16 protein-coding genes are annotated in these 21,828 nt (G+C 50.1%); 6 read left to right on the top strand and 10 right to left on the bottom strand.

What is annotated here, in order from left to right:
• The first annotated feature begins 235 nt into the window (after positions 1–235).
• On the top strand, positions 236–2,512 hold the full coding sequence (locus tag ACN0YN_RS13440; RefSeq protein WP_417385534.1) for a bifunctional SulP family inorganic anion transporter/carbonic anhydrase: 2,277 nt from the start codon (positions 236–238) through the stop codon (positions 2,510–2,512).
• 10 nt (positions 2,513–2,522) lie between these two features.
• Here ACN0YN_RS13440 and ACN0YN_RS13435 read toward each other — a convergent pair whose 3' ends face one another.
• The 4 genes from ACN0YN_RS13435 to ACN0YN_RS13420 all read right to left on the bottom strand — a co-directional run bounded on the left by ACN0YN_RS13435 (position 2,523) and on the right by ACN0YN_RS13420 (position 5,377).
• On the bottom strand, positions 2,523–3,068 hold the full coding sequence (locus tag ACN0YN_RS13435; RefSeq protein ID WP_417385533.1) for a hypothetical protein: 546 nt from the start codon (positions 3,066–3,068) through the stop codon (positions 2,523–2,525).
• 119 nt (positions 3,069–3,187) lie between these two features.
• Positions 3,188–4,291 carry a hypothetical protein gene (locus ACN0YN_RS13430; protein ID WP_417385532.1) on the bottom strand — a complete coding sequence of 368 codons (1,104 nt, stop codon included), beginning with the start codon at positions 4,289–4,291 and terminating at the stop codon, positions 3,188–3,190.
• Positions 4,292–4,325: 34 nt separating this feature from the next.
• Positions 4,326–4,631 carry a hypothetical protein gene (locus tag ACN0YN_RS13425; RefSeq protein WP_417385531.1) on the bottom strand — a complete coding sequence of 102 codons (306 nt, stop codon included), beginning with the start codon at positions 4,629–4,631 and terminating at the stop codon, positions 4,326–4,328.
• 11 nt (positions 4,632–4,642) lie between these two features.
• Positions 4,643–5,377: a DUF1559 domain-containing protein gene (locus tag ACN0YN_RS13420; protein ID WP_417385530.1), complete on the bottom strand. Its 735-nt coding sequence runs from the start codon at positions 5,375–5,377 to the stop codon at positions 4,643–4,645.
• A 157-nt stretch (positions 5,378–5,534) separates the two neighbouring features.
• Here ACN0YN_RS13420 and ACN0YN_RS13415 point away from each other — a divergent pair, with 157 nt between their 5' ends.
• Complete coding sequence (locus tag ACN0YN_RS13415) at positions 5,535–6,083, top strand: hypothetical protein (RefSeq protein WP_417385529.1); 549 nt, start codon at positions 5,535–5,537, stop codon at positions 6,081–6,083.
• 65 nt (positions 6,084–6,148) lie between these two features.
• Positions 6,149–6,409, top strand: a complete 261-nt coding sequence (locus tag ACN0YN_RS13410; RefSeq protein WP_417385528.1) for a hypothetical protein — start codon at positions 6,149–6,151, stop codon at positions 6,407–6,409.
• Between the two features lie 184 nt (positions 6,410–6,593).
• Here ACN0YN_RS13410 and ACN0YN_RS13405 read toward each other — a convergent pair whose 3' ends face one another.
• Entirely contained in the window at positions 6,594–7,772 is a 1,179-nt protein-coding gene (locus tag ACN0YN_RS13405; protein ID WP_417385527.1) for a hypothetical protein, read from the bottom strand.
• Positions 7,773–8,423: 651 nt separating this feature from the next.
• Positions 8,424–10,184 carry a DUF3300 domain-containing protein gene (locus ACN0YN_RS13400; protein WP_417385526.1) on the bottom strand — a complete coding sequence of 587 codons (1,761 nt, stop codon included), beginning with the start codon at positions 10,182–10,184 and terminating at the stop codon, positions 8,424–8,426.
• A gap of 668 nt (positions 10,185–10,852) precedes the next feature.
• Here ACN0YN_RS13400 and ACN0YN_RS13395 point away from each other — a divergent pair.
• The 3 genes from ACN0YN_RS13395 (at position 10,853) to ACN0YN_RS13385 (ending at position 16,044) form a co-directional block, all read left to right on the top strand.
• Entirely contained in the window at positions 10,853–12,307 is a 1,455-nt protein-coding gene (locus tag ACN0YN_RS13395) for a DUF1501 domain-containing protein (protein ID WP_417385525.1), read from the top strand.
• Positions 12,304–14,253, top strand: coding sequence for a DUF1549 and DUF1553 domain-containing protein (locus tag ACN0YN_RS13390; RefSeq protein WP_417385524.1), 1,950 nt, complete (start codon positions 12,304–12,306; stop codon positions 14,251–14,253). Before ACN0YN_RS13395 ends, ACN0YN_RS13390 begins: the two co-directional genes overlap by 4 nt.
• Before the next feature lie 138 nt (positions 14,254–14,391).
• A complete protein-coding gene (locus ACN0YN_RS13385; protein WP_417385523.1) occupies positions 14,392–16,044 on the top strand; it encodes a LamG-like jellyroll fold domain-containing protein in 1,653 nt (550 codons plus the stop codon).
• An 85-nt stretch (positions 16,045–16,129) separates the two neighbouring features.
• Here ACN0YN_RS13385 and ACN0YN_RS13380 read toward each other — a convergent pair whose 3' ends face one another.
• From ACN0YN_RS13380 to ACN0YN_RS13365, 4 genes are all read right to left on the bottom strand, one after another.
• Complete coding sequence (locus ACN0YN_RS13380; RefSeq protein WP_417385522.1) at positions 16,130–17,458, bottom strand: hypothetical protein; 1,329 nt, start codon at positions 17,456–17,458, stop codon at positions 16,130–16,132.
• A complete protein-coding gene (locus ACN0YN_RS13375) occupies positions 17,455–19,251 on the bottom strand; it encodes an ABC transporter permease (RefSeq protein ID WP_417385521.1) in 1,797 nt (598 codons plus the stop codon). The genes ACN0YN_RS13380 and ACN0YN_RS13375 overlap by 4 nt, the downstream gene beginning before the upstream one ends.
• Before the next feature lie 110 nt (positions 19,252–19,361).
• On the bottom strand, positions 19,362–20,267 hold the full coding sequence (locus tag ACN0YN_RS13370) for an ABC transporter ATP-binding protein (protein WP_417385520.1): 906 nt from the start codon (positions 20,265–20,267) through the stop codon (positions 19,362–19,364).
• 497 nt (positions 20,268–20,764) lie between these two features.
• Positions 20,765–21,661 (bottom strand): DUF58 domain-containing protein, encoded by an 897-nt coding sequence (locus tag ACN0YN_RS13365; protein ID WP_417385519.1) that lies wholly within the window; start codon positions 21,659–21,661, stop codon positions 20,765–20,767.
• Positions 21,662–21,828: the final 167 nt, after the last annotated feature.

The following is a 21,828-nucleotide window of genomic DNA, read 5'->3' as shown; positions in this document are numbered from 1 at the left end:
GAAAATATGTAAAAGCAGACTATAAAAAGAGATGTGAATCAATAATACTATGGGCAGGATCTGGATTTCTGAGGGGGGCGAATCACATCAGCTGACTGTTGGTTTCAAACCTCGAAGTAATCAGAGCCTGAATCAAGTGCAGACTCGATTCCCAAGCGTGATTCGAAACAGGGATCATTGGGGATTCTGTTACTGCAAGTTACCCGCCCCCTAAAAAATGATTGAGTGAATAGACATGAACGACGCACGTCTTTCGGGCTATCCCCTTACGTATCTGCCACGCGATCTGACATCAGGTCTGGTCGTTTTTCTTGTTGCCCTTCCTCTCTGCCTGGGGATTGCCCTGGCTTCAGGAGCTCCACTGTTTTCTGGCCTGGTCTCCGGAATCATAGGCGGGATTGTCGTCGGCTCGATCAGCGGATCGAGTACCAGTGTGAGTGGCCCGGCCGCTGGTTTAACGGCGATTGTGATCGCGCAGATTGCGGCGCTGGGTTCCTTTGAGGCGTTCCTGCTTGCCGTCATGATTGGCGGGGTGTTCCAGATCATCCTGGGGATTGTGAAAGCCGGTTCCCTCTCAGCGTTTTTCCCTTCCAGTGTCATTAAAGGCCTGCTGGCCGCGATCGGCGTCATCCTGATTCTAAAGCAGATTCCCCACGTGCTCGGTCACGATACCGACCCGGAAGGGGAAATGTCCTTTACTCAACCGGATAAACAAAACACGTTTTCTGAAATTCTGACGGTCTTTGAAGGTGATATTCATTTCGGTGCGGCTGTGGTCGGTTTGGCTTCCATCGTTTTACTGGTAGGCTGGAACCGGATTAAAATGCTGAAGAATTCGGTGATTCCCGGTCCGTTGATGGTCGTGCTGCTCGGAGTGTGCCTGCATATCCTGTTTCAACGCATGGGAGGCCCCTGGGCAATTGAAGCCAGCCACCTCGTACAGATCCCGGTAGCAGAAACAGCCGGCGATCTTCTTACGTTTCTGACTCATCCCGATTTTTCACAATGGGCCAACCCTGCCATCTATATTGCCGCCGGGACCATTGCGATCGTGGCTTCGCTGGAAACACTCTTAAACCTGGAAGCGGTCGATAAGATCGATCCTGAAAATCGCAATTCACCCTCCAGTCGCGAACTGATTGCACAGGGAGTGGGGAATATGACAGCCGGCCTGATTGGCGGCCTGCCTGTGACTTCGGTGATTGTGCGCGGTTCTGTGAATGTGAATTCGGGATCCAAGACGAAACTATCCTGTATCGTTCACGGCATTCTGCTGTTGATCGCTGTGGCGCTGATTCCCGTGTATATGAATATGATTCCCCTGGCGGCGCTGGCAGCGATTCTGCTTGTCACCGGTTTCAAACTGGCCAGTCCGACTCTATTTCGACAGATGTGGAGTGAAGGACGCTACCAGTTTTTACCGTTTATGATCACGCTGCTGTCGATTGTGTTTACCGACCTGTTAGTGGGAATTCTGATTGGCCTGGGGGTCAGTCTGCTGTTTATTCTGAACAGTAATCTCCGACAGCCGATTCGTCGGATTGTGGAGACACACGTCGGGGGAGATGTTCTGCATATCGAACTGGCGAATCAGGTCAGCTTTCTGAACCGTGCTGCGCTCGATAAAGTGTTTAACGATACAGCGCCGGGTACCAACATGCTGATTGATGCCAGCAGTACAGATTACATCGACCCGGACATCTTAAGTCTGATCCAGGAATTCAAGCATAAAATCGGGCCTGCACGCGGCATTACAGTCAGCTTGCGCGGGTTCCGGCGAAAGTATCAACTGAATAACGAAATTCAATTCGCCGACTATTCCACCCGAGATCTGAAAGATCGAATCACACCAGATCAGGTCCTGCAGATTTTACGTGAAGGCAATGAGCGGTTTTATACGGGCAATCGACTTTCACGCGATCTGGGGCATCAGGTCAATGCGACTGCCGGCGAACAGAATCCCCTGGCGGTGGTCTTAAGCTGTATCGATTCCCGTGTGCCGGCGGAACTGGTGCTGGACCTGGGGATTGGCGACATCTTCAGCGTGCGTGTCGCCGGGAATGTGATCGGCAACAAATCCCTGGGCAGTATCGAATATGGCGTCGCGGTGGTGGGAGTAAAACTGGTACTGGTACTGGGGCACACCCGTTGTGGTGCCGTCACTTCTACGGTGCAGATGATGTGCGAACATAACAATGCCTCGCAGGTCACAGGCTGCTCGCACCTGGATTCCATTGTGGATGAAATCGTTCCCTGCGTCGATGAAGAAGCCTGTGCCGGTCTGAAAGAGATGAGTGAGGAATCGCAGGAATTATTTATCGACGAGACGGCACGACGCAACGTCTATCGCAGCGTCCACGAAATTACGGCTCGCAGTGAAGTGATTCGCGATCTGGTGGATGCGGGCAAAGTGATGGTGGTCGGTGCGCTCTACGATGTGAAGAGCGGGAAAATGGAATTCCTGACTGATTCTTCTGACGCACCGGAATACGAGCAAACTCCGCAGGCGTGAAATTCCTGGTTCAACGCGCTCCTGTTAACCAGGCGAGTGGATATTCCACATGTTGTGCAGCAATGCGTTGTTTGTCGCTGATGACGTGCACCTTCTTGCCGACTGGTTGCACCGTGAATTCCGGACCCTCTTTCCTCTGATAAGTCAGTTGATCTGTTTTGCAGACGAGATGGCCGATCCGAATTTCCAGTTGGGAACCGTTGGGCGTTTCAATGGCACGCAAGATGACTTGCGCTGGATCGACTTGAGGTTTGGCGGCCTGATTGTTTTCAGACGACGAAAACACAAGCAGACCTGTCAGGATGAGAACCATATAGAACGTGACTTTTGAATGAATCATACTCGGACTCCTTTCGAGTTCATTACTGGAATCATCCGTGCGGATTTTGACGCAGGGGATTTTCTGATCTTTCGCAGAACTATGCAAGACCTGGTTTTCGGGACCGAACGGGAGTGGTGCAGAAAAATGAGCCGAACCGGGAGTAAATCCGCCCGAAATCCAGGTCTGAGGCGGTGTTACAACGTTCGCCTCGAAATCGTGGAGAGGTGTTTTCATTTCCGCAACCTGGTAGAGGTTGATCAGTTGCCGGTTCGCGGTGACTGCGATCACGAAGGTATTGATTTCGACAAACACAATAAGCCGGATACAAACAGTATTTTATCTACGTTTCGAATTTATTTTGAACGAGTTTTTCTGATCTGTTCGATCTGATCGACAATGTCTGAATCATATTTACTTAGATTGAAATTGATTGATTCAATAACAGGATGTCTGCGATAGATATTCAGAATTTCCTGACCGGTGATGCGGTTTCCAGTGATGGTTATCGTCTTCAGATTCACCGGCCATGCTTTTGCGTCAACGAATGCTTTGTCTGTCAGATCGCAGCGTGCGACTGATAATGATTTTAAATTCTGACAACCTTCCAGCAGTATGCACACTCCCCGGTCGGTAATCTGGGTGTCATTAAGATTCAGGGTTGAGAGATCTGGTAGTTTTGACAGGGCACTACACACTTCATCTCCGACTTCGGTCTCATTCAATTGCAGGTTTCCGAGAGAATTCATTTTTCGCAGGTGAGGTGCCGCGCTGTCGTCGATAAAGTCTCTCGTCAGTTCCAGCATCCAGAGCTGAGGGAGATCAGTCAAAAACTGCAAATCCGAGGATGTGATGAGCGTGCCCTGTAAATTTAATCTGCGTAATTCGTAATGCTGTGAGAGCTGTTGCACGGTTGGGGTTCCCAGCTTTGCATCGCCGAGGATGAGACGATGTAAGTGAGGACAACGGTGTAGCCAGTTTAGTCCAGCATCCGTTGATTTTGGCGCATAGAGTTCAAGGCTTTCAAGTCGTTCCAGACGGGACAGAGAGAGAACTCCCCGATCAGACAGATCTGGGCCATACAGGATCAAGGATCTCAAGTCATGCATCTTGCCTATCACATATGCATCAGAATCGTGGATTTTGGATAATCCACAGTTTAGATGGACAATAAAAGGAGCCAGGGTTTGCAGCTCTTCGATACCGGCTAATGATTCAGTTTCAGTGTACCATTTAATCCGGGCAATTCTTAACTCATCCCGTTTCAAAAAACGTTTGGCGGCGAGTACCGTACGATCAATGGGATTGGAACGGGAAGCTGATCTAACATAAAAGCCTTTTGTTTTCAGGCTCTCTTTAGCGAGTGAAATCGTATCCTTCTGGAAGTAGAGCCAGATCAGGAACCCGCCGAGCGAGATCAGAAAAAATAGATACCATTTATGATACAGTAGTCTTTTCAATGCGACTGATTACTCTCGATGAGCTAGGGGATGCTTATTGTTCAAAATGAATCACCTGTTCCTGCCCGTTAAAACAGATGGTGCCCTGTGTTTTTTCATACTGCACAATGATCACATAATCAGACGGAGTCCATTTGCGTGAGAGATGCTGGATGGCCTGCATGTCTTTTAATAAACCGACCACATAATCTTCCAGAATCAGTCGAAAACGAAACCGGTCTGCATCCGAGATTTCCTGCTCCACAACAGACGGCAGTCTGTTCATGGCTTTCTGCAGCAGTCTGATAAAATCTTTCTTAGAGGGACTACTGACTTCGAATGTGTGCAGGGGGAATTTCATGATGCAGAATATTATTCTCCAGATCTGAACGTTTTCACTGAGGGACGCTGCAGTTTTCTTCGCAGGTTACCGGCCTGCAGTTCTGCGGGAGAAAGCCACTCGATATGTCCGTCTGCAAACAATGCCAGGGGGCCATAGTCGTCAAATAAATCCTGGTTGCTCCACGTCAGAAATTCATCCAGTGTAATGTCGGCTGGTGTGTTCCAACTGGGGGTATCACCCGGGATCTCAACCACTAAAATAGAATCTTCCCGGGTAGTGGAATCTGGTAATGTGTGGCAGTCTGGTGATTCACTCCAGAAAGTGGAATTACCAGTGACCGCTACCAGCCGGGATCGACGTCGCGGTCCTGTCTGAGGCTGCCAGTCGAGCTGGTAAAGATCCCTGTTTTCAGAAGCGATCTGTTGATTATGAGGGCTGTTCCAGGGTTCGTTGAAATGATAATCCAGTCGTCGGTTTTTGAGGTGATGCGCTGACTTGAAGTAAGGCAGCAGCAATGCCCGCCAACTGTGTAATGCGACGCCTTGCTCTCCCTTCACAACCGGGGGAGGCAGACAACCATAATCATTCTGATACTGGTGGAGTGCCAGTCCGATCTGTTTCATCTGGCTGCGAAAAAACTCTCGTCGGGCGCTGGTAACAGCCTGGCGTGTATCCGGCAGTATCAGAACGGCCAGGATTGTGAGTATGACTATGACAATCACGCTCTCGGCAACACTGATCGAAATGTGTTTTGTGATTTTCATGATGAAAGGCTTTGAAATCATTGAAACAACTTAAATTCTAAACGAATTTTACTGATGAGTAAAAGAAAATATATTTTTTCGCGACGGAGACGCTACACTGGTTGACGAATGATTGAATGTGAACTCAGTATTAACCTGTCTCCTGGAATCAATACAAATGCAGGAATCGCAGCCCGTTTATCGCAGTTTCTGGATCCATCTGGCGGCTGCTGGGGTCTGCAGCGTATTCGTTGTGACTTTCTTTAATCTGGCACTGGGCTCGGAGGGCTTCGCAGGCTGGTCGCTCGGTGCGATTCTCGGATTTTCAAGCTTTGTCTTTCTATTCGTTCTCCCTGTGGGGATCTGGTCGATCTGTCTGGCGCTGACGAAAGAGCCGTTGCTTATCGTAGACACTGATTTTCTCGATCTGTATTCTTATTTTTTTCCGAAGAAGAAGCTGCTCAGAATAGAAGCGAGAGAAATTCAGAATGTCGATACGAACGCCAGTAAAAACAGTGAGCGCACGGATCTGATCTTTTTTCTGACAGATGAAGCGTATGAACGATTAAGTCCTTTGAAACTCTGGCGGCGCAGGGACCCCAAAATCAAAGCCGTCTTCTGGTCATTTGCAAATACTCAACTCAATCATGCTCAAGCTGTCGAGTTGATCAGGAAACAGTTATCACTTTCCTCGCAGTCGCCTGAAGATCCTTACGAGCCAGCGTAAATATCATAAGAAGCGCGGCGATTCGCGCTGTTCTTAAAGTAAATGCCTGGTACGGGAAGAAAAGAATGAACTCAGATTTATACCTGTATCTGTTTTTTACGGTCTACATTCTGATGTCGACAGTGGGGGGAGTGCTGGCGATTTACATGAGTTGTCGAAAAGACTTCGCGAAAAAAACTCACACGAAATATCAGCCACAAAGCCGCTGGCAGACCCAGGTAAATCGTGTGATCACCTTTGTTGCGGGGGTGATCCTGCTCTATATGGCACTGAACGCCATGTTGAATGCAGAAGATATTATTGATCGATTTCGCCTGGCGCGCTGACTTGAGAGGATGCATGAAAAACAGGCCTCTTTCCATTACGAAAAGAGGCCTGCCCGCATTGATCTGTTGATTCAGACTGTGTCCAGTTTTACTGTAACGACTTGAGGTCATTTGGATCGAGAATCATGGATTCAGAGTCACTGTCGTTAGATGCGATCCACGGCATCAGTCTGGAAAATGACTTTCAGTGCAAAGGTTTGACACGTCCAGTTCCTCCATCCAGTATTGCTTCATGGAAACGGCTATCTTCAAAAGGGGAATTACGGAGCAATGAATCGAAGGCTTTTGCTGCCTGATCATATTCACGAATTGACTGTTTGTGTAATTCCTGTATCTCCAACGCTCTAAGGTCGCGGTCCTGGATACTTCCTGAAATGGAATTCATATGATTTCTGATTTCAGGTGGTGGTGCTGTCACAATGGAGATACGTTCGTAATTATTTTCAACAGTAGACCTCCAGTCTCTGGGGGTCGCATAAATCGGAATTCCATATTGCTCCCGATTATTCTGTTGATGTTTGGTATAATCTGCGACAAAAACAATTTCGCGGACGTTAGCTTCTATCGCAGAGTCGATAATTTGTTTTTTGACACCGTAAGTGTCGCCATCTTTGCTGAAGGGGCCATCATCGGGAAGGAGCCCATTGACTGAGATAACAACGACGGTCGCTTTGGGATTATTGGAAATGGCGCATTCAAATTGTTTTTGCGCATCTACCTCAAAACAGCCGCCATGCTGGGCACAACGTGAACTGGCATCAAAGTCCGCTTCGCCACCAATGACTGTAAATCCTCGATGAAATGCTCGTGCCACGCATGGGTTGTCTCGCATTTCACGAATCAGGATGTCATTGGATGTGGTGATGCGAACATTCTCCCGAAATGCAGCAATGGCTAAACCTGCATAAGCAGAACTCGAGCCATCAGGAATGACTACATTATCTCCATTTCGAACAATTGAAGCTGTGTGATTCGAGCGTACCTTAGTATTTGCTACCAGTTCGCCTACACATTTCTTTTCGAAATCTCGGACATAAAGTTGAGCGCCGTATCGAGAGGCGGTGGAGTAAATGCCCAGTGGTTCAAGTGAGTCCAGATGCCATTTCCACCACTCTTCCACTGATGTTGTGATGAATTCATCGATGGTCTGAAGATGTCGATCTGCGACGGTTTGACCAATTTTGGAATGCCTCAGGACTTCACCAAAAGGGTTGAGGCGTCGATTAGAGAGGTCGTAGGAGACTTCCAGGAAATCATTGAACTTTTGATCGCGGACAATGTGACCGTGTTGTCGCGCTATGAGTTTTTGATATTCTTCCCAGGTGATTTTTTGTCGTTGGAGTAGAAAATTTCCGAACTGCATAAGATCCTCCTTGTGACCTTTGTGGCAGTGGAATAGTCCTCTGACTCAGAAGGCCATGTTAAAAATGATACATTTTACCTCTGTTACTTCTGAATATGTCTTTGGGGTGGTTTCGAGTAGTTGAAAGACTTGATTGGACATAGAATCGTAGAAATTAGTAGTCCTTCATTCCTGAATTGGGACATACTCCACGTCACTCATGCAAATATCTGACGTGGGGACCATTTTGTCCAACATGTCATTTCAAGTATGAGAAGATACTAGGTGGGATCACTGATATTTCTACGCACACATGGTCGTCACATTTCCATACTGAGAATCAGTTTAAAATGAAAAGTGAAAATGTCAAGAAAATATTATTAGGCTCGTTTAGTTAAGTGATGAACTGGGTTAAGTGAATGTGACTGGACAGTTTTTTCAATAGGTGATTCATTGGTCTGAAAAAATTTCTAACGTTCTAATTCCAAATAGTTTTGGAGTTAGGCGATTACCTGAAGTTCAGTGTTTGAAAAAATGAATTATTTCATTGATCAAGGTAGTCGTCTCAGGACTTGGTGAGTGAGCAGATAATTGTTTTCCCCATAAAAAAACACCTCTTTTCTTAATGGAAAAAAGAGGTGTTTTCTATTTTGTTTCAGGAATGCAAATCGCTTATCTCCGCCCGCCCCGTCCGCCGGAGCGTCCTGATGAGCCGCGGCTGCTGCCTCCGAATGAGGAACTGCCTCGTGAATAGGAGGGAGTGCGGCTGCTGGAGTAGGAAGGAGTGTAACTGGAACCTCGTGAGTAGGCAGACGAAGGACGCTGCTGCGAATACGTTTGCACTCCCTGTCGTGAAGCAGCGGAAGCCTGGGAGGAGCGGTTCATCTGCTGATTGAGCTGTCCCCAGTTTTTCTGCATGCTCTGCAGGCCGGAAGCGATCTGCTGGCTTGAGGACTGACTGTAACGTGAGCTGGCAGAGGATGCCTGGCGGCTGGAACGGTACGAACCACTCTGGCTGCCGGTTGACTTTCGGCTGCTGGCGGAAGCCGAACTCTGTCCGACCTGACCATCGCCCAGTGTTCCCGTTGCGGAACCATTTTGCGTGGTGACGGTGGAAGAGACCTGACCGTTCCCGGCAGTCGTATTCACCGAGGCAGAGCCTTTACTGGAATCGACGGTTGTGGAACCGTTGTAACTTCCGTTTCCATTTCCGGTCGCTGTGCCGGAACTGTTGTGTTGCACATTGGCGTAGCCGTTGGTCCCTTGTACTGATGTGGAAGAATTCCGAACGCCGCTGACCGAACCGTCGGCATTCTGGTTTACGCTGCCAGAGGTGTTCCTGCTGCCATACGCGTTGACGCCGGTATTTGTTGCGACAGAGCCGCTAGCCTGGGTATTGTAGTTGGCTCCGGTCTGTGTCTGTTGCACTGATCCGGTCACCTGACCCGCGCCGGCAGCGGTGAGCCCATTGGAAGTTGTCACGTTTCCGCCGCCTGCGGCTCCGAAGTAAGTGGTATCGCCGGCGGTTGTCGTACCGGCAATCCCGGCTCCTGTTGCGGTCGCGGAATTCCCCTGGGGGCCAACAATGGTTGTGGTGGCTGCCCCCGCGCCGACAGTGGTGGCACCATTCTGGTAGACAACACTGCCTCCCTGAGTGGCTCCCGTCACGGTATTCCCGTTCGGGCCTGTGTAGGTTGTTGAACTGCTGCCTGTAGAAGCCGTCGCGTGACCATAGGGTCCCGTTGTTGTTGTCTGCGTCGCAGCGCCATTCACGTTTTCACCCTGGTAGGTGGTTGTGGTCGTTGTCTGATGCGGATACGCATACGCGGTGTAGAGTTCAGTCACTGTCGCAGGAGCGAAGTACCGACCGGCGACATATCCGGCGGCGGCGACATAAGCGGCCTGACCTGTCAGTGGAACGCCACTGGCATCGACAAACTGTTCGGGTTGCTCCTCCAGAGCGGCATCAACTTCAGCGCGGAGTTTGTCAATCGCCCGCCAGACGTCATCAGGCTGCGACTGATACGCGCGGCCCAGCAAGGTTGTGGTTGCGATGTTGTCACTCAGTTGTGCCAGGATTTCCGGGTACTGTTTGAGCTTCTCGACATTCGGGTCGGTTGTTTTGTTGAACTGTTGCACGCGTTCTGCAAAGCGTCCACCGCCAATCCGTACGACCGGTTTGTCGGAAGACTGACGGATCGCCAGTGGATGCTGTGATGCCTGCAGAATGGTTTCGACCAGATCATCAGGATAGAAGGCAATTCCTGTAACCAGGCTTTCCAGAGCGCGCGGCGACAGGTTTTTCTGTGGCAGCTTCTGTTGCATCATGCCGCCGGGCTGCTGTGCATCGCTGGTACCCGGTTGCAGAATGAAACAGGCTCCGATTGTGAGGGCGATGAATCCTTTCAGGTAGTTCTGTGAAGTAGCAGTCATTGATCTCCCCATCTTTTTACTGAGATTTTGAAAACGGTCTCTCATGGTTCACATCTTGCCTTCTCTGATGTTTCTCGACCTGGTATTGCACTGGTCAGTATTCATATAGCTTAGTTTTGATGAGTCGTCGGAAATGCTTTTCAGAAAAATCAAAATTTCCACGAACTCCTCTTTTCTGACACGGCAATCAATCGGAAAACGATGTTCGAAGACAACATGTTGCCAAAAAGAAACATCACATGGTCTCATTCAAAACCATGTTGTTAACCCCGCGGGAAGCATACTCACGTTGTGGAAGTGTGGTTTCAGAAAGCAGAAAAAAATAAGAGAGAAAAATGAAACACAGCAAAATAAATCAGAAAAAAATTCGGAACGAAACGGGAGTGAATGTGTTTGATTGATATCGTCAAAGAGACTGTATGAGAGACATGGCATGCTTATGTTGTTCTTCACCTCATCCGGTCTGTCGGCATGTCTTCACTCCTTTCTATCTGCTACCAAAAAATCGCGGACACAATTGTTCCCTGGATTGACCATTCCGGACGCTTCGGACGCATTTCTGTCAATTTCAGACAAATCAAAAAACGTTGATGAATTCTGTCGAGCTGACTCCGTTTCCCTGATATATTAGTGTCATTCCAAATATGACCTCAGGGAGAGAATGCAGTATGCAGGCGCAGCGATCCAGCCGCGATACGATTTCTGATAACTGTAGAGACGGTCTGTTCAATCGCCGCGAAATGTTGCGCACCGCAGGTGGCGGCATCGGAATGATGGCTTTGCATTCCCTCCTCTCATCTGAGAATCGCGTGCAGGCGGCCTCTGGTACATTGTCACCGAAGGAACCAGATTTCGAGCCGCGTGCCAAACGTCTGATCTGGCTGTTCATGCATGGCGGTCCGAGTCACGTGGATCTGTGGGATCCCAAACCCGATCTGATCAAGTACTCCGGGAAACCATTGCCCGACAGTTTCGGTGAAGTGATGACACGGCGCAAGGTCGCAAAAAATCCATTACTCGCACCAATCAAACCGTTTCGCAAACGCGGAGAATCGGGACTGGAAGTGAGTGACTTTCTGCCGCATACGGGGGCACTGGTCGATGATCTGTGCGTCATTCGCTCGCTGCATGGTGACAGTGTCAATCATCCGCAGTCCGTCTATCAGATGAATACGGGGAGTATTCTGATGGGCCATCCGAGTGTCGGCAGCTGGGTTGCCTATGGTCTGGGGGCTGAAAATGCTGACATGCCCGCATTTGTGGTCATGCCCGATCCGGGGGGCGGTATTAAAGGGGGGCCTCCCGCGTGGGGGAGTGGTTATCTCCCCGCCACATTTCAGGGAACGACGATGCGTGCCGGCAAGACGCCGATCTTAAATCTGAAACCGCCTGCTTCGATTTCTTCGCAGCAGCAGCGGGCGACTCTGGATCTGGTGCAATCGATGAACCGGCGGCATCTGGAAGCACGTGACCGGGATGATGAACTGGCAGCGCGGATTTCTGCCTACGAACTGGCATTTCGCATGCAGACGGCTGCTCCCGAAATTGTGGATCTCACACAGGAGACCCAGGAAACACATGCGATGTACGGGCTCAATGATTCCCAGACGCGGGACTTCGGCGAACGCTGTCTGCTGGCGCGCAGGATGATTGAGCGGGGCGTACGCTTCGTGCAGCTCTATTCCGGCGACACGGTTGGCTGGGATGCACACAGCGATGTGACGAAAAATCATACCGCCTACTGTCGTAAAACCGATCAACCGGTTGCCGCATTACTCAAAGATCTGAAACAGCGGGGGCTGCTGGAAGACACGCTGGTCGTCTGGTGCGGTGAATTTGGTCGTATGCCGATGAGCGAGCAGGGGAAGGGCCGCGATCATAATCCGTGGGGCTATTGTGGCTGGCTTGCTGGAGCGGGGATTACCGGGGGACGTTCTTACGGAGCCACCGATGCCATTGGTTTGCGTTCTGTTGAAAACAAAGTGCACGTCAATGAATTTCACGCCACACTCCTGCATCTGATGGGGCTGGATCATGAATCGCTGACCTATTTCCATAACGGCCTGGATGAGCGACTGACAGGACCCGCTGAAGTGAAGATTGTGAAAGGACTGCTCACATGATTTCACTCCCTATGAGGTTCCTGTTCTTCGCTGCAACTCTGATGCTGGTTTGCAGTTCTTCTTTGAAAGCAGAGGAAGCAGCAAAACTTTCAGAAGAACCCATTACTGAAGCCGATCGGGAGCACTGGTCGTTTCAACCGATCAAACGACCGGCATTACCTGTTATCAAAAATCAAGCCTGGCCGCGGACTTTCGTTGACCACTTCGTTCTGGCAGAGTTGGAAGAGAAAGAGTTGCAGCCTGCACCAGAAGCCGGTCGTACTACACTGATTCGCCGGCTCTATTTTGATGTGATCGGTTTGCCGCCGATGCCGGAAGAGGTCGAAGCGTTTCTCGCAGATCAAAGCCCGCATGCTTATGAAAAACTCGTGGATCGACTGCTGTCTTCGAAACATTATGGAGAACGCTGGGCGCAGCACTGGCTGGATCTGGCCCGCTATGCGGAGACCGATGGCTACGAACACGATAAGGTGCGCCCCGATGCCTGGAAGTACCGTGACTGGGTGATCAAAGCGTTAAATGAAGATATGCCTTACGATCAGTTTGTCCGCTGGCAACTGGCGGGGGATGTGATTGCGCCGGATAATACTGATGCCAGGATTGCGACCGCTTTCTGTCTGTCCGGCCCGGATATGCCTGATATCAATTCCCAGGAAGAACGCAGGCATACGCTGCTGAATGAAATGACCTCCACTGTCGGCTCTGCGTTCATGGCGCTGCAGATGGGGTGTGCCCAGTGTCATGATCATAAATACGATCCGATCAGCACGATCGATTTTTACCGGATGCGCGCTTTCTTTGAACCCGCGGTCAAACCGGTTAAAAACAGATCGGTTACCACGCTGGCTTCGCTTGGAAAACCGACGGCACCGAGTCGAGTCATGATTCGTGGTGACTGGCGGCAACCCGGTCCACGGGTGCAACCTGCGTTTTTACGGGTGGCGAATCTGGAGGAGCAGGCAGTTGACGCGGATGACTCACAACAGCAGCGCCGCGAATTTGCACTCTGGTTGACTCAGAAAAATCATCCGCTGACATCGCGTGTGATTATGAATCGCATCTGGCAGCATCATTTCGGTCGCGGCCTGTCTGCGACTCCCAGCGACTTTGGTGTCATGGGGGATCTGCCAACGCATCCGGAACTGCTGGACTGGCTGGCAGCCGAACTGATGTCGTCCGGCTGGAAAATGAAATCACTGCATCGACTGATTCTGACCTCAAACGTCTATCGCCAGACGAGCCGGTTAGATGAGACTCATCCGGCAATCAACGCCTGGAAACGTTCATTGAAAGCAGATCCGGATGCAGCGATGTTATCCCGTTTCCCTCGACAGCGGCTGGATGCGGAAGTGATTCGTGATGCGATGCTCACGGTCAGCGGTAAACTTTCTGATAAAACAGGCGGGCGCGGCGTGATGCCGCCACTGCCTCGCGAGCTGCGGTCTACTTTACTGAAAGACCAGTGGAAGACCAGCGAAAACGTTGAAGACCACTATCGCCGCAGCATCTATGTTTTCGCCAGACGGAATTTGCGCTATCCCCTGTTTGATGTGTTTGATCGTCCTGATGCAAATACCAGCTGTTCCCGTCGTGGTAATTCAACAACGGCACCCCAGTCACTGTTGATGATGAACTCCGAGAGTTCCCTGAAGTGTGCGCAGGAACTGGCGGGTTTGATCTGGGATCAGGCGGGGGAACAGGACGGGCCACAGGTAGAATTACTTTTCCGTCGTGCCTTGGGACGCAGGCCGGCTGAACACGAATTGCGCGACATGACCGGCTTTCTTCAGTCACAACGGAAGATGCTGGCGCGGGAACAACGGTCTGCCGGAGATTTGCTGATACCTTTAAGCGAGCAGCCGGTCAAGAATGCTTATGCTGGTGCTGCGTTAACGGATCTCTGTCTGGCGATTTTCAATACCAGCGAATTCCTGTACGTGGATTGATTGTATTTCACAGGAATGCGGCGGCAACTTCATTGTAATTGAACGAAAAAAATTTTAAATGTCTAATAAGTTAGATTTGTTAAGAATAGGCCTGCGTAGGGTCTGTTCTCTTTTCAGAAGTTAGAAGGTGAAAAACTGATGATACGATCTGGGATGAAATTACTGCTGATGCTGCTGGGAAGTCTGGTCTGTCTGGAACAGGTTCCTTTGCAGGCTGATGATTCGGATTTGCTGGGGGACTGGCGGTTGCAGGGGGACGCGCAGGACCGAAGCGCACTGAAACTGAAAACCCTCAATCAGGGCGTCGTGTTGAAAGCAGATCAGCCGGCGGTCTTTGATGGACGCAAAGCGTTTCTGGAAGTCCCTCATACCGACGCGATCCAATTAGGTACGAACGAGTTTTCCATTTCGCTGACGGTACACACCAGTGCTGAACTGGATGATGTGCTGGGGACGCTGCTCAGTAAATATGACCGCAAGACACGGCGCGGTTTTCAGTTGAGTCTCAAGAATCATGCCGGCGTGACCAGCAGCCAGTCGAATGATCGACATCTGCAGTTTGGAATTGATAATGGCAGAATCGATGCTGAGTGGACCGATCATGGTCAGCTGGGGAATGCCGTGCTGATTTACAGCATGGCGGTTTACGATGGGAATCTCTACGCCGGAACCTGTGTGCCGGGAGAAGCTGCTGCGGGACACGTTTATCGTTACGATCAGGGACAGAAATGGATCGACTGCGGTGCGCCCGATCTGTGTAACGCCGTTTCTTCGCTGGCGGTCTATCAGGGGAAGTTATACGCGGGGACAGGCAAGTACCGCTTGAAAGGTTCTTCGCTTTCGGAGTCTGATAATCCCCATCTGGGAGGCAACGTTTATCGTTATGAAGGGGATGGCAAGTGGGAACATTGCGGCAAGCTGCCTGACGTGGAAGCGATCAATGGTATGGTCGTATATCGGGGAAAGCTATATGCCTCTTCCATGTATGCGCCGGCTGCTTTCTATCGATATGACGGCGGCAAACAGTGGAGTTCGTGCGGTGTTCCAGACGGGAAACGTGTGGAAGCGCTGGCCGTTTATAACGGCGACTTGTATGCATCGGGTTACGACGAAGGCGCCGTCTATCGCTTTGACGGAAAGAGCTGGTCACACGCCGGAAAGGTGGGAGAATCGACTCAGACATATGGCTTCACCGTGTATGAGGGAGACCTGTATGTAAGCGAGTGGCCGCACGCGGAAGTATATCGTTACGCGGGGAAGAACCTCTGGAATCTGGCGGGCCGACTGGGAGAGGAGAAAGAGAGTATGCCTCTGGCAGTCTATAACGGTGCCATGTATTCCGGTTCGTTGCCGCTGGCAGAAGTGTATCGTTATAACGGCGGTGTCGACTGGACGAATACGGGGCGGCTCGACTGGACGCCGGATGTGCGTTATCGTCGGGTCTGGTCGATGGCCGTGTTCCAGGGAAGACTGTTTGCAGGCACGTTACCGGCAGGACGTGTGCATTCCATTGAAGCGGGGAAGAGCGTGACGTATGACACGGCACTCAAACCGGGCTGGCGAAAGATTGTGGCTGTGAAGGAAACGAAGCATCTCAAACTGTATGTCGATGGAAAGCTGGTGGCGACTTCTGCTGAATTTAACCCGGCAGACTATGATTTAACGAACGCGGAACCATTGAAGATCGGCTTTGGTGCCCATGATTATTTCAATGGGAAGATGAAAGATCTGAAACTGTATCAACGTGCCTTAACTGCGGATGAGATTCAGAAAGCGTTTACTGCTGACTGATCAGACAGTCGATTGCGACGAAAAAAAAGAGCCATCTGAAAACATCAGATGGCTCTTGTCGTTTCTTTATATCAGCAGACGGAACTTACTGAATTCCGTGATTGCGACGCAGTTCGGATTCGAGTTCCGGAACCCGACCCTGTTCTTTCAGCCACAGTTCTTTGAGTGCGAAAGAGGATGGTACCTGCAGACCTTTGAGGTCATGAATGTAACGCCAGAGAATGACTGCCCGCAGTCCTTCTTCAATGGCCAGGTCTTCAGATTTCAGACTGGGGTATTGATTCAGAATGCCGGCATAGAGAGCCATACCTTCTTCCAGTTTCTGTTTCGCTTCATCAAGCTGGTTTTTAAAGACCAGCTGCTCACCATCATAGAGTAATTGGTGAGCTTTGATCGTCTCAGGTTTTGATTCGGAAGAGGCCCGTGTTCGCCAGAAACGATAGTTGGAAGTATCCTGGTAGCGGCTGGTCCATTCACGAACATCTTTTTCTGTAATGGATTCATCACGGGCTGCCAGAGCTTTGATATCGTCTTCGGTCCATTCCAGTACAATGGGACCTTTTGGCGTGATGAACTCTTCGCGTCCGTAAATTTCGGTCCATTCATCGAAGCCCTGTTTCCACGCATCAGTACGCTGCTTGCCGAAGACCCCTTCACGCTGCATGGCATTCGCATAGTCAAATTGAGCGTGCCAGGGAGAACCGCGGAACAGCATCCGCATCTGCAGATGTTGTTTGTGCTTGAGTTCCTTGTCGTTGGCAATCAGGAAATGCTCTTTTGCAACCTGGTAGTTGTCGAGACGTTCCGGGTTGATCTCCGGATCCGGGCCTCCGTCGTAGCGTTCGGTATCAGGGTCGACTTTATAGAAGCGACGGAACTGACGCCATTCGTCCGAGCGTCCCACTTTCTGACCGTGCAGGTTACCGACTTTCCAATCCAGTTCCGGAAACCGCTCGTTGCGGGTGACACCTTCATTGAGGAATTTAATCCCCTCTTTGACCCAGAAGTAACGGTCTTCAACGGCATCCCACTCAGCGGAGACGTTGTAGGCCAGATTCCAGCCCTGAAAATCCCAGACCTTCATGTAGTGAGGCTGGAGCAGAATAATCGAATCAACGGTTGAACGGAGTTTTCCCCATTCTTTTTTCTTCTGATACTCGTTGGCATCAATCCAGAGCATATTCGTCGCAATGCCGCGGAGTCCCAGCAGAACGAAGTTCATGGAGGCACTTGAGGGATCAACGTCACCCAGGGTGCTTTCCCCGAGCTCATGTTTGTCACGCAGTTGTGCCAGTTTACCGCCAGAACCATCTTCACCGGTGGAAGGCATGCCGAGCCAGATCACCGGGATCAGCAGGACAATAATGGCAATAACGTATGCCAGTTTACGATGTTTGGAAGAGAGGTTGTTCATTTCGCCTCCAATTCGCGAAGTTTCAGACTATAGAATGAAATGATTAAACAAGGAAGAATATAAGCCGCGGTTGTCGCGATGGCAGGCAGCATGGCTGCCGTCCAGGAGATATCAAAACCTTTAATGACGTATTCACGCATATTGGAAAAGATTCCGAAGTTCGGGATCACCTGCTGGCAGAGCCAGAGGAAGTTAATAATGATGCCATCGACCAGACCGATTATTACTTTTACGGGACCAGCGGGTAATTCTGTTTGAGAATTCATGTGAGTAATCAGACGATACCAGGCTTCAATCGCACCTGAAGCCTCCATTTTACCGCTGAGGATCTCACTCATGTACTCTTTTGACATGAAGCCAACCAGAACGACCGTGAGCGTTGTGAGAATGGCAACAGGGCCTTTCACGAAGCAACTGATGGTTACGCCGAGCATGATGACCAGCACCATAGGCATCCAGATTCCGAAAACCGCTTTTGAGTAGCCTACGTAGAACGGACGGTCTGGCGTGCGGATAAAGAGGTCAGACCGGGCCATTCCGAGCAGCTGACCTGCTTCCTGACAGTGTACTTCGATTGTCAGGTTTCCCTGGTCATCAACCAGATCATCAAAAATATCGACTTCCACATCTTCTGAACCGTCGAATTTTTTCTGGAGCATTTTGCGGTTGATCACCATCCGGTTGTCCGAATATTCCTTGTTCACATATGGCGGGGATTCAACACGCAGACCTTTATCTTCATTCACGAAAGTGAGCTGGAAGAGAATACCGCCGACTTCCATGTTTCCTTTATGGGTACGAAACGCTTCAAATGACGACTGCAGAACCAGATCGTCGCCAATCGCGTCGCTTTCGTCGACACCTTTGAACTTGTAGATGGCGCTGGCTTTGGTAGCCCCTTCGATATAGCTGCGGAACATCCAGACGTCGCCGACGTTGATCCCCAACGCTGTGGGGGTGCCTTCACGGTCGGTAAACGAGATTTCGCCGTACAGGGGAACTTTGGAAACCAGCAGGGAGACATCTTCTTCCGGCTCCCCTTCAGAAGCCGACTTCTCGCTGGAATCCTGATTCTCTGATGCAGATGCTACTGCTTTACCTTGTTCGATATCTGCGACCTGACGATTGATCCAGATGTAACCGACTCCTCCCATCACGACCAGGATCACAGATCCCAGCAGGGTAAAGCCGAGCATACGTCCGAGTACGATTTCGATCCGGTAGGCAGGTTTCGTCACTACGGTATGAATGGTTCTGAGTCGAATGTCTTCAGGTAAAGACCAGCAGGCCAGCAGCAGCATGATGGGGATGACGAGCCAGCTGATGGCTTTCAGAACGAAGTCGATGTAGGACTGAACCTGCAGGTCAGGTCTGTCTGCTGTTCCAGAGAGGAACCAGCCGGCAAACATGAACAGGACTGCGAAGATAATAAAGACGTACAGAATTTTCTGACGGAGCGATTCGCGAATGGTGAGTACACTCAACGACCAGATGCGCCGACAGGAAAGGTGGACCATCTGGACAAAGAAATCGCCGATTGACAGCAAAATACTGGTGATTGCTTCTGCGGCTGAGGAAATCGTATATTTGATGGCACCGAAAAAAGGGATTTTTCGGAGCTTTGTCGAGAACGTTCCTTCGCCGGAAAAATACTGGAAGACTCCGCTACAGATTCGAGTGAGAAAATCCAGCAGGAAGCAGAACAGGACCGCGAGTAACATCGAGCTGCCAAACACGATCAGAAAGTGAACGAGGGCAGCTGACTTGTCATAAGGAATCGGATCAAAAGACATAATGATTTACTTCTGTGAATAACATCTCAGCGGAAATGATGTCTGCTGATTTCTGCAGCAGAGCCAGAGTCAATGATCGAGAGTAGCGTCATGCGTAACACGCATTCTGCTTACTCGGCCGTTTTTTTCTCTTCCGTTTCGGGAACGAAACGCTGACCGGGTCGTTCTTTGCTCTCCTGCACTGTTTTCAGGAACAGAGATTCCAGAGTCGCTGTAGGATGGTCAATCGTATCAACGGTTCCATGATGCTTGGCGACAACCTGTTCAATTTCTTTGATGGCTTCGTCACTCAGTTTCGAAGTCAGAATTTGTGTTTCTTCCTGTTCTTTGAGCAGGTCATCCACACGGCCCATCACTTTGAGTTCACCGCCGTACAGAATCGCGATTCGGTCACAGACATCCTGCACGTCAGCCAGCAGGTGGCTGCACATCAGAACGGTTTTGCCCTGTTCCTTCAGTTCCACGATCATGCGTTTCATGTCGTCTGTTCCCAGCGGGTCGAGACCACTGGTCGGTTCGTCCAGCATGACCAGGTCGGGATTATTGATCAGCGCCTGAGCCAGACCGATACGACGGGTCATCCCTTTGGAGTATTCTTTGAGCTGACGTCGTTTGGCGTGGCCTAAACCGACTTTTTCGATCAGTTCGGCTGATCGCTCGCGACGTTCCTGTGGAGACATCTTGAAGAGACGCCCGTAGAAATCGAGGGTTTCTTCCGCATTCAGGAACCGGTACAGATAGGATTCTTCAGGCAGATAGCCGATGCGCTCGTTCTTTTCCACATTCGAGGCAGGCTGGCCGAGAACTTTAATTTCCCCTTCTGAGGGGAACAGCAGACCCAGGAGCAGTTTCAGTGTGGTCGTTTTACCAGAGCCGTTCGGGCCCAGCAGACCAAAGATCTCCCCTTTTTTTACTTCCAGGCTTAATGAATTGAGTGCGCGAACTTTTTTGCGGCCCCAGAAATCACGATAGATCTTTGTCAGATTGCTAATCTGAATCACTGACTCATTGTCCATTGGCGGTTCTTAGCTCCACTGTTGTAGTTAGATTATGACCAGTATAAGAACGGTTTCTCAGTCCTAAAAAGAACCAACAAAAACTAACGCTAGAATATCTGCGAGTTTACTACGATTTGATTCAATGTCCTGTTGGTAAAAAATTCAATTTCCTCTGCAGGAAAATGAAAAACAGAACAGGCAGCAGATCACTGCGTGGCCAGCATCCATGACAGGGGCCAGAAGCTCAGGAATCCATTCGAAAACAATGATCCAAAGTGAATAACACTCTAAAATTGCAGAGCAGCTCTTGCAAGCTATTAGAGTGGCATACTGGGTTAAGATTTCAAGAACGTGGTCACTGCAATCTGTATACGACAACGAATCCGCATAACTTAACCCGGGGAACTGGCAGAGTTGGTTACAAATGACAAGTCTTTGTGTTCATGCGCATAGATGAAATGTTCTCTGCGACGCTGCAATGGTTTCATGAGGCAGAGTGAGTCGTACAATTCTTTTCAGAAACGGGCTTTGCGCTGAGAGAGATACTCGATCAAGGCTTTGTCAAAAGGCATACTGGTATCAAGGGGAACGTAATCAACGCCCATTGAGAACAGTTTTTCCCGGTAAGTCTCCCGGAGTTCCTGCACTGCTTCCAGATAATCGGCTTTCATGCCTTCTGCATCGAGAATCAGGGAATCGCCGCCTTCAGGTTCTTTCAGGTCAACCATGCCTTCAAAGGGGAAATAGACTTCGGCTTCGTCCAGAATATGAAACAGGATGACATCATGACCTGCATATCTCAATCTCTGCAGACTGTCGAGTACATTTTTCTGATCCGTGAGCAGGTCTGAGAAGATCATTAACAGACTGCGGTGTTTGACCATGGAAGCGATCTGCTGGATATTCTGTCCGACTTCGGTTGTGCCACTGGGATGCGAATTGGCCAGCATTGCCAGAATATTTCCTAATTGCCCCCGTTTACTGCGGGCCGGCAAGAAGTTTTTGATCCGGTCTCCAAACGTAATCAGGCCGACCGGGTCCTGTTGATGAATCATCATGTATGCCAGTGAGGCGGCCAGGCAGATTCCGTAATCAAACTTGGAAAGTTGCTGGCGATAGGTATACGCCATGCTCTCAGAAAGGTCGAGGATCAGGTAGCCAGTGAGATTTGTCTCGGCCTGGTACTTTTTGATGTAGAACCGATCCGTTTTTGCATAGACCTGCCAGTCGATATCGCGCGGGTCGTCTCCCTGAGAATAGCGACGATGTTCGCTGAATTCGACGCTGAAACCATGGTAGGGGCTGGCATGCAGACCACTTAGAAAACCTTCGACGATGAATTTCGCTCGCAGATCCAGCCGTGCCACTGTCTGAATGACTTCCGGTTTCAGATATTGTTCTGCATTAGGCATAAAGGACGGTCTCAGTCAGATCAGGGGGCAGAAGAGAAATCGTTATCTATTATGGTTTTACTGCTGGCCGGATCTAATGGTTGAATTGGTTCAGGATCGATTAATCGTGTTACAGGAGTTAGTTAGCTCGAATATGTGTACCTATGGATATGTTGAGGCTGCTGGTT

The sequence above is a fragment of the Gimesia sp. genome, from assembly GCF_048260065.1.
GTDB lineage: Bacteria > Planctomycetota > Planctomycetia > Planctomycetales > Planctomycetaceae > Gimesia.
This window is presented reverse-complemented; position numbering and strand designations above follow the sequence as displayed.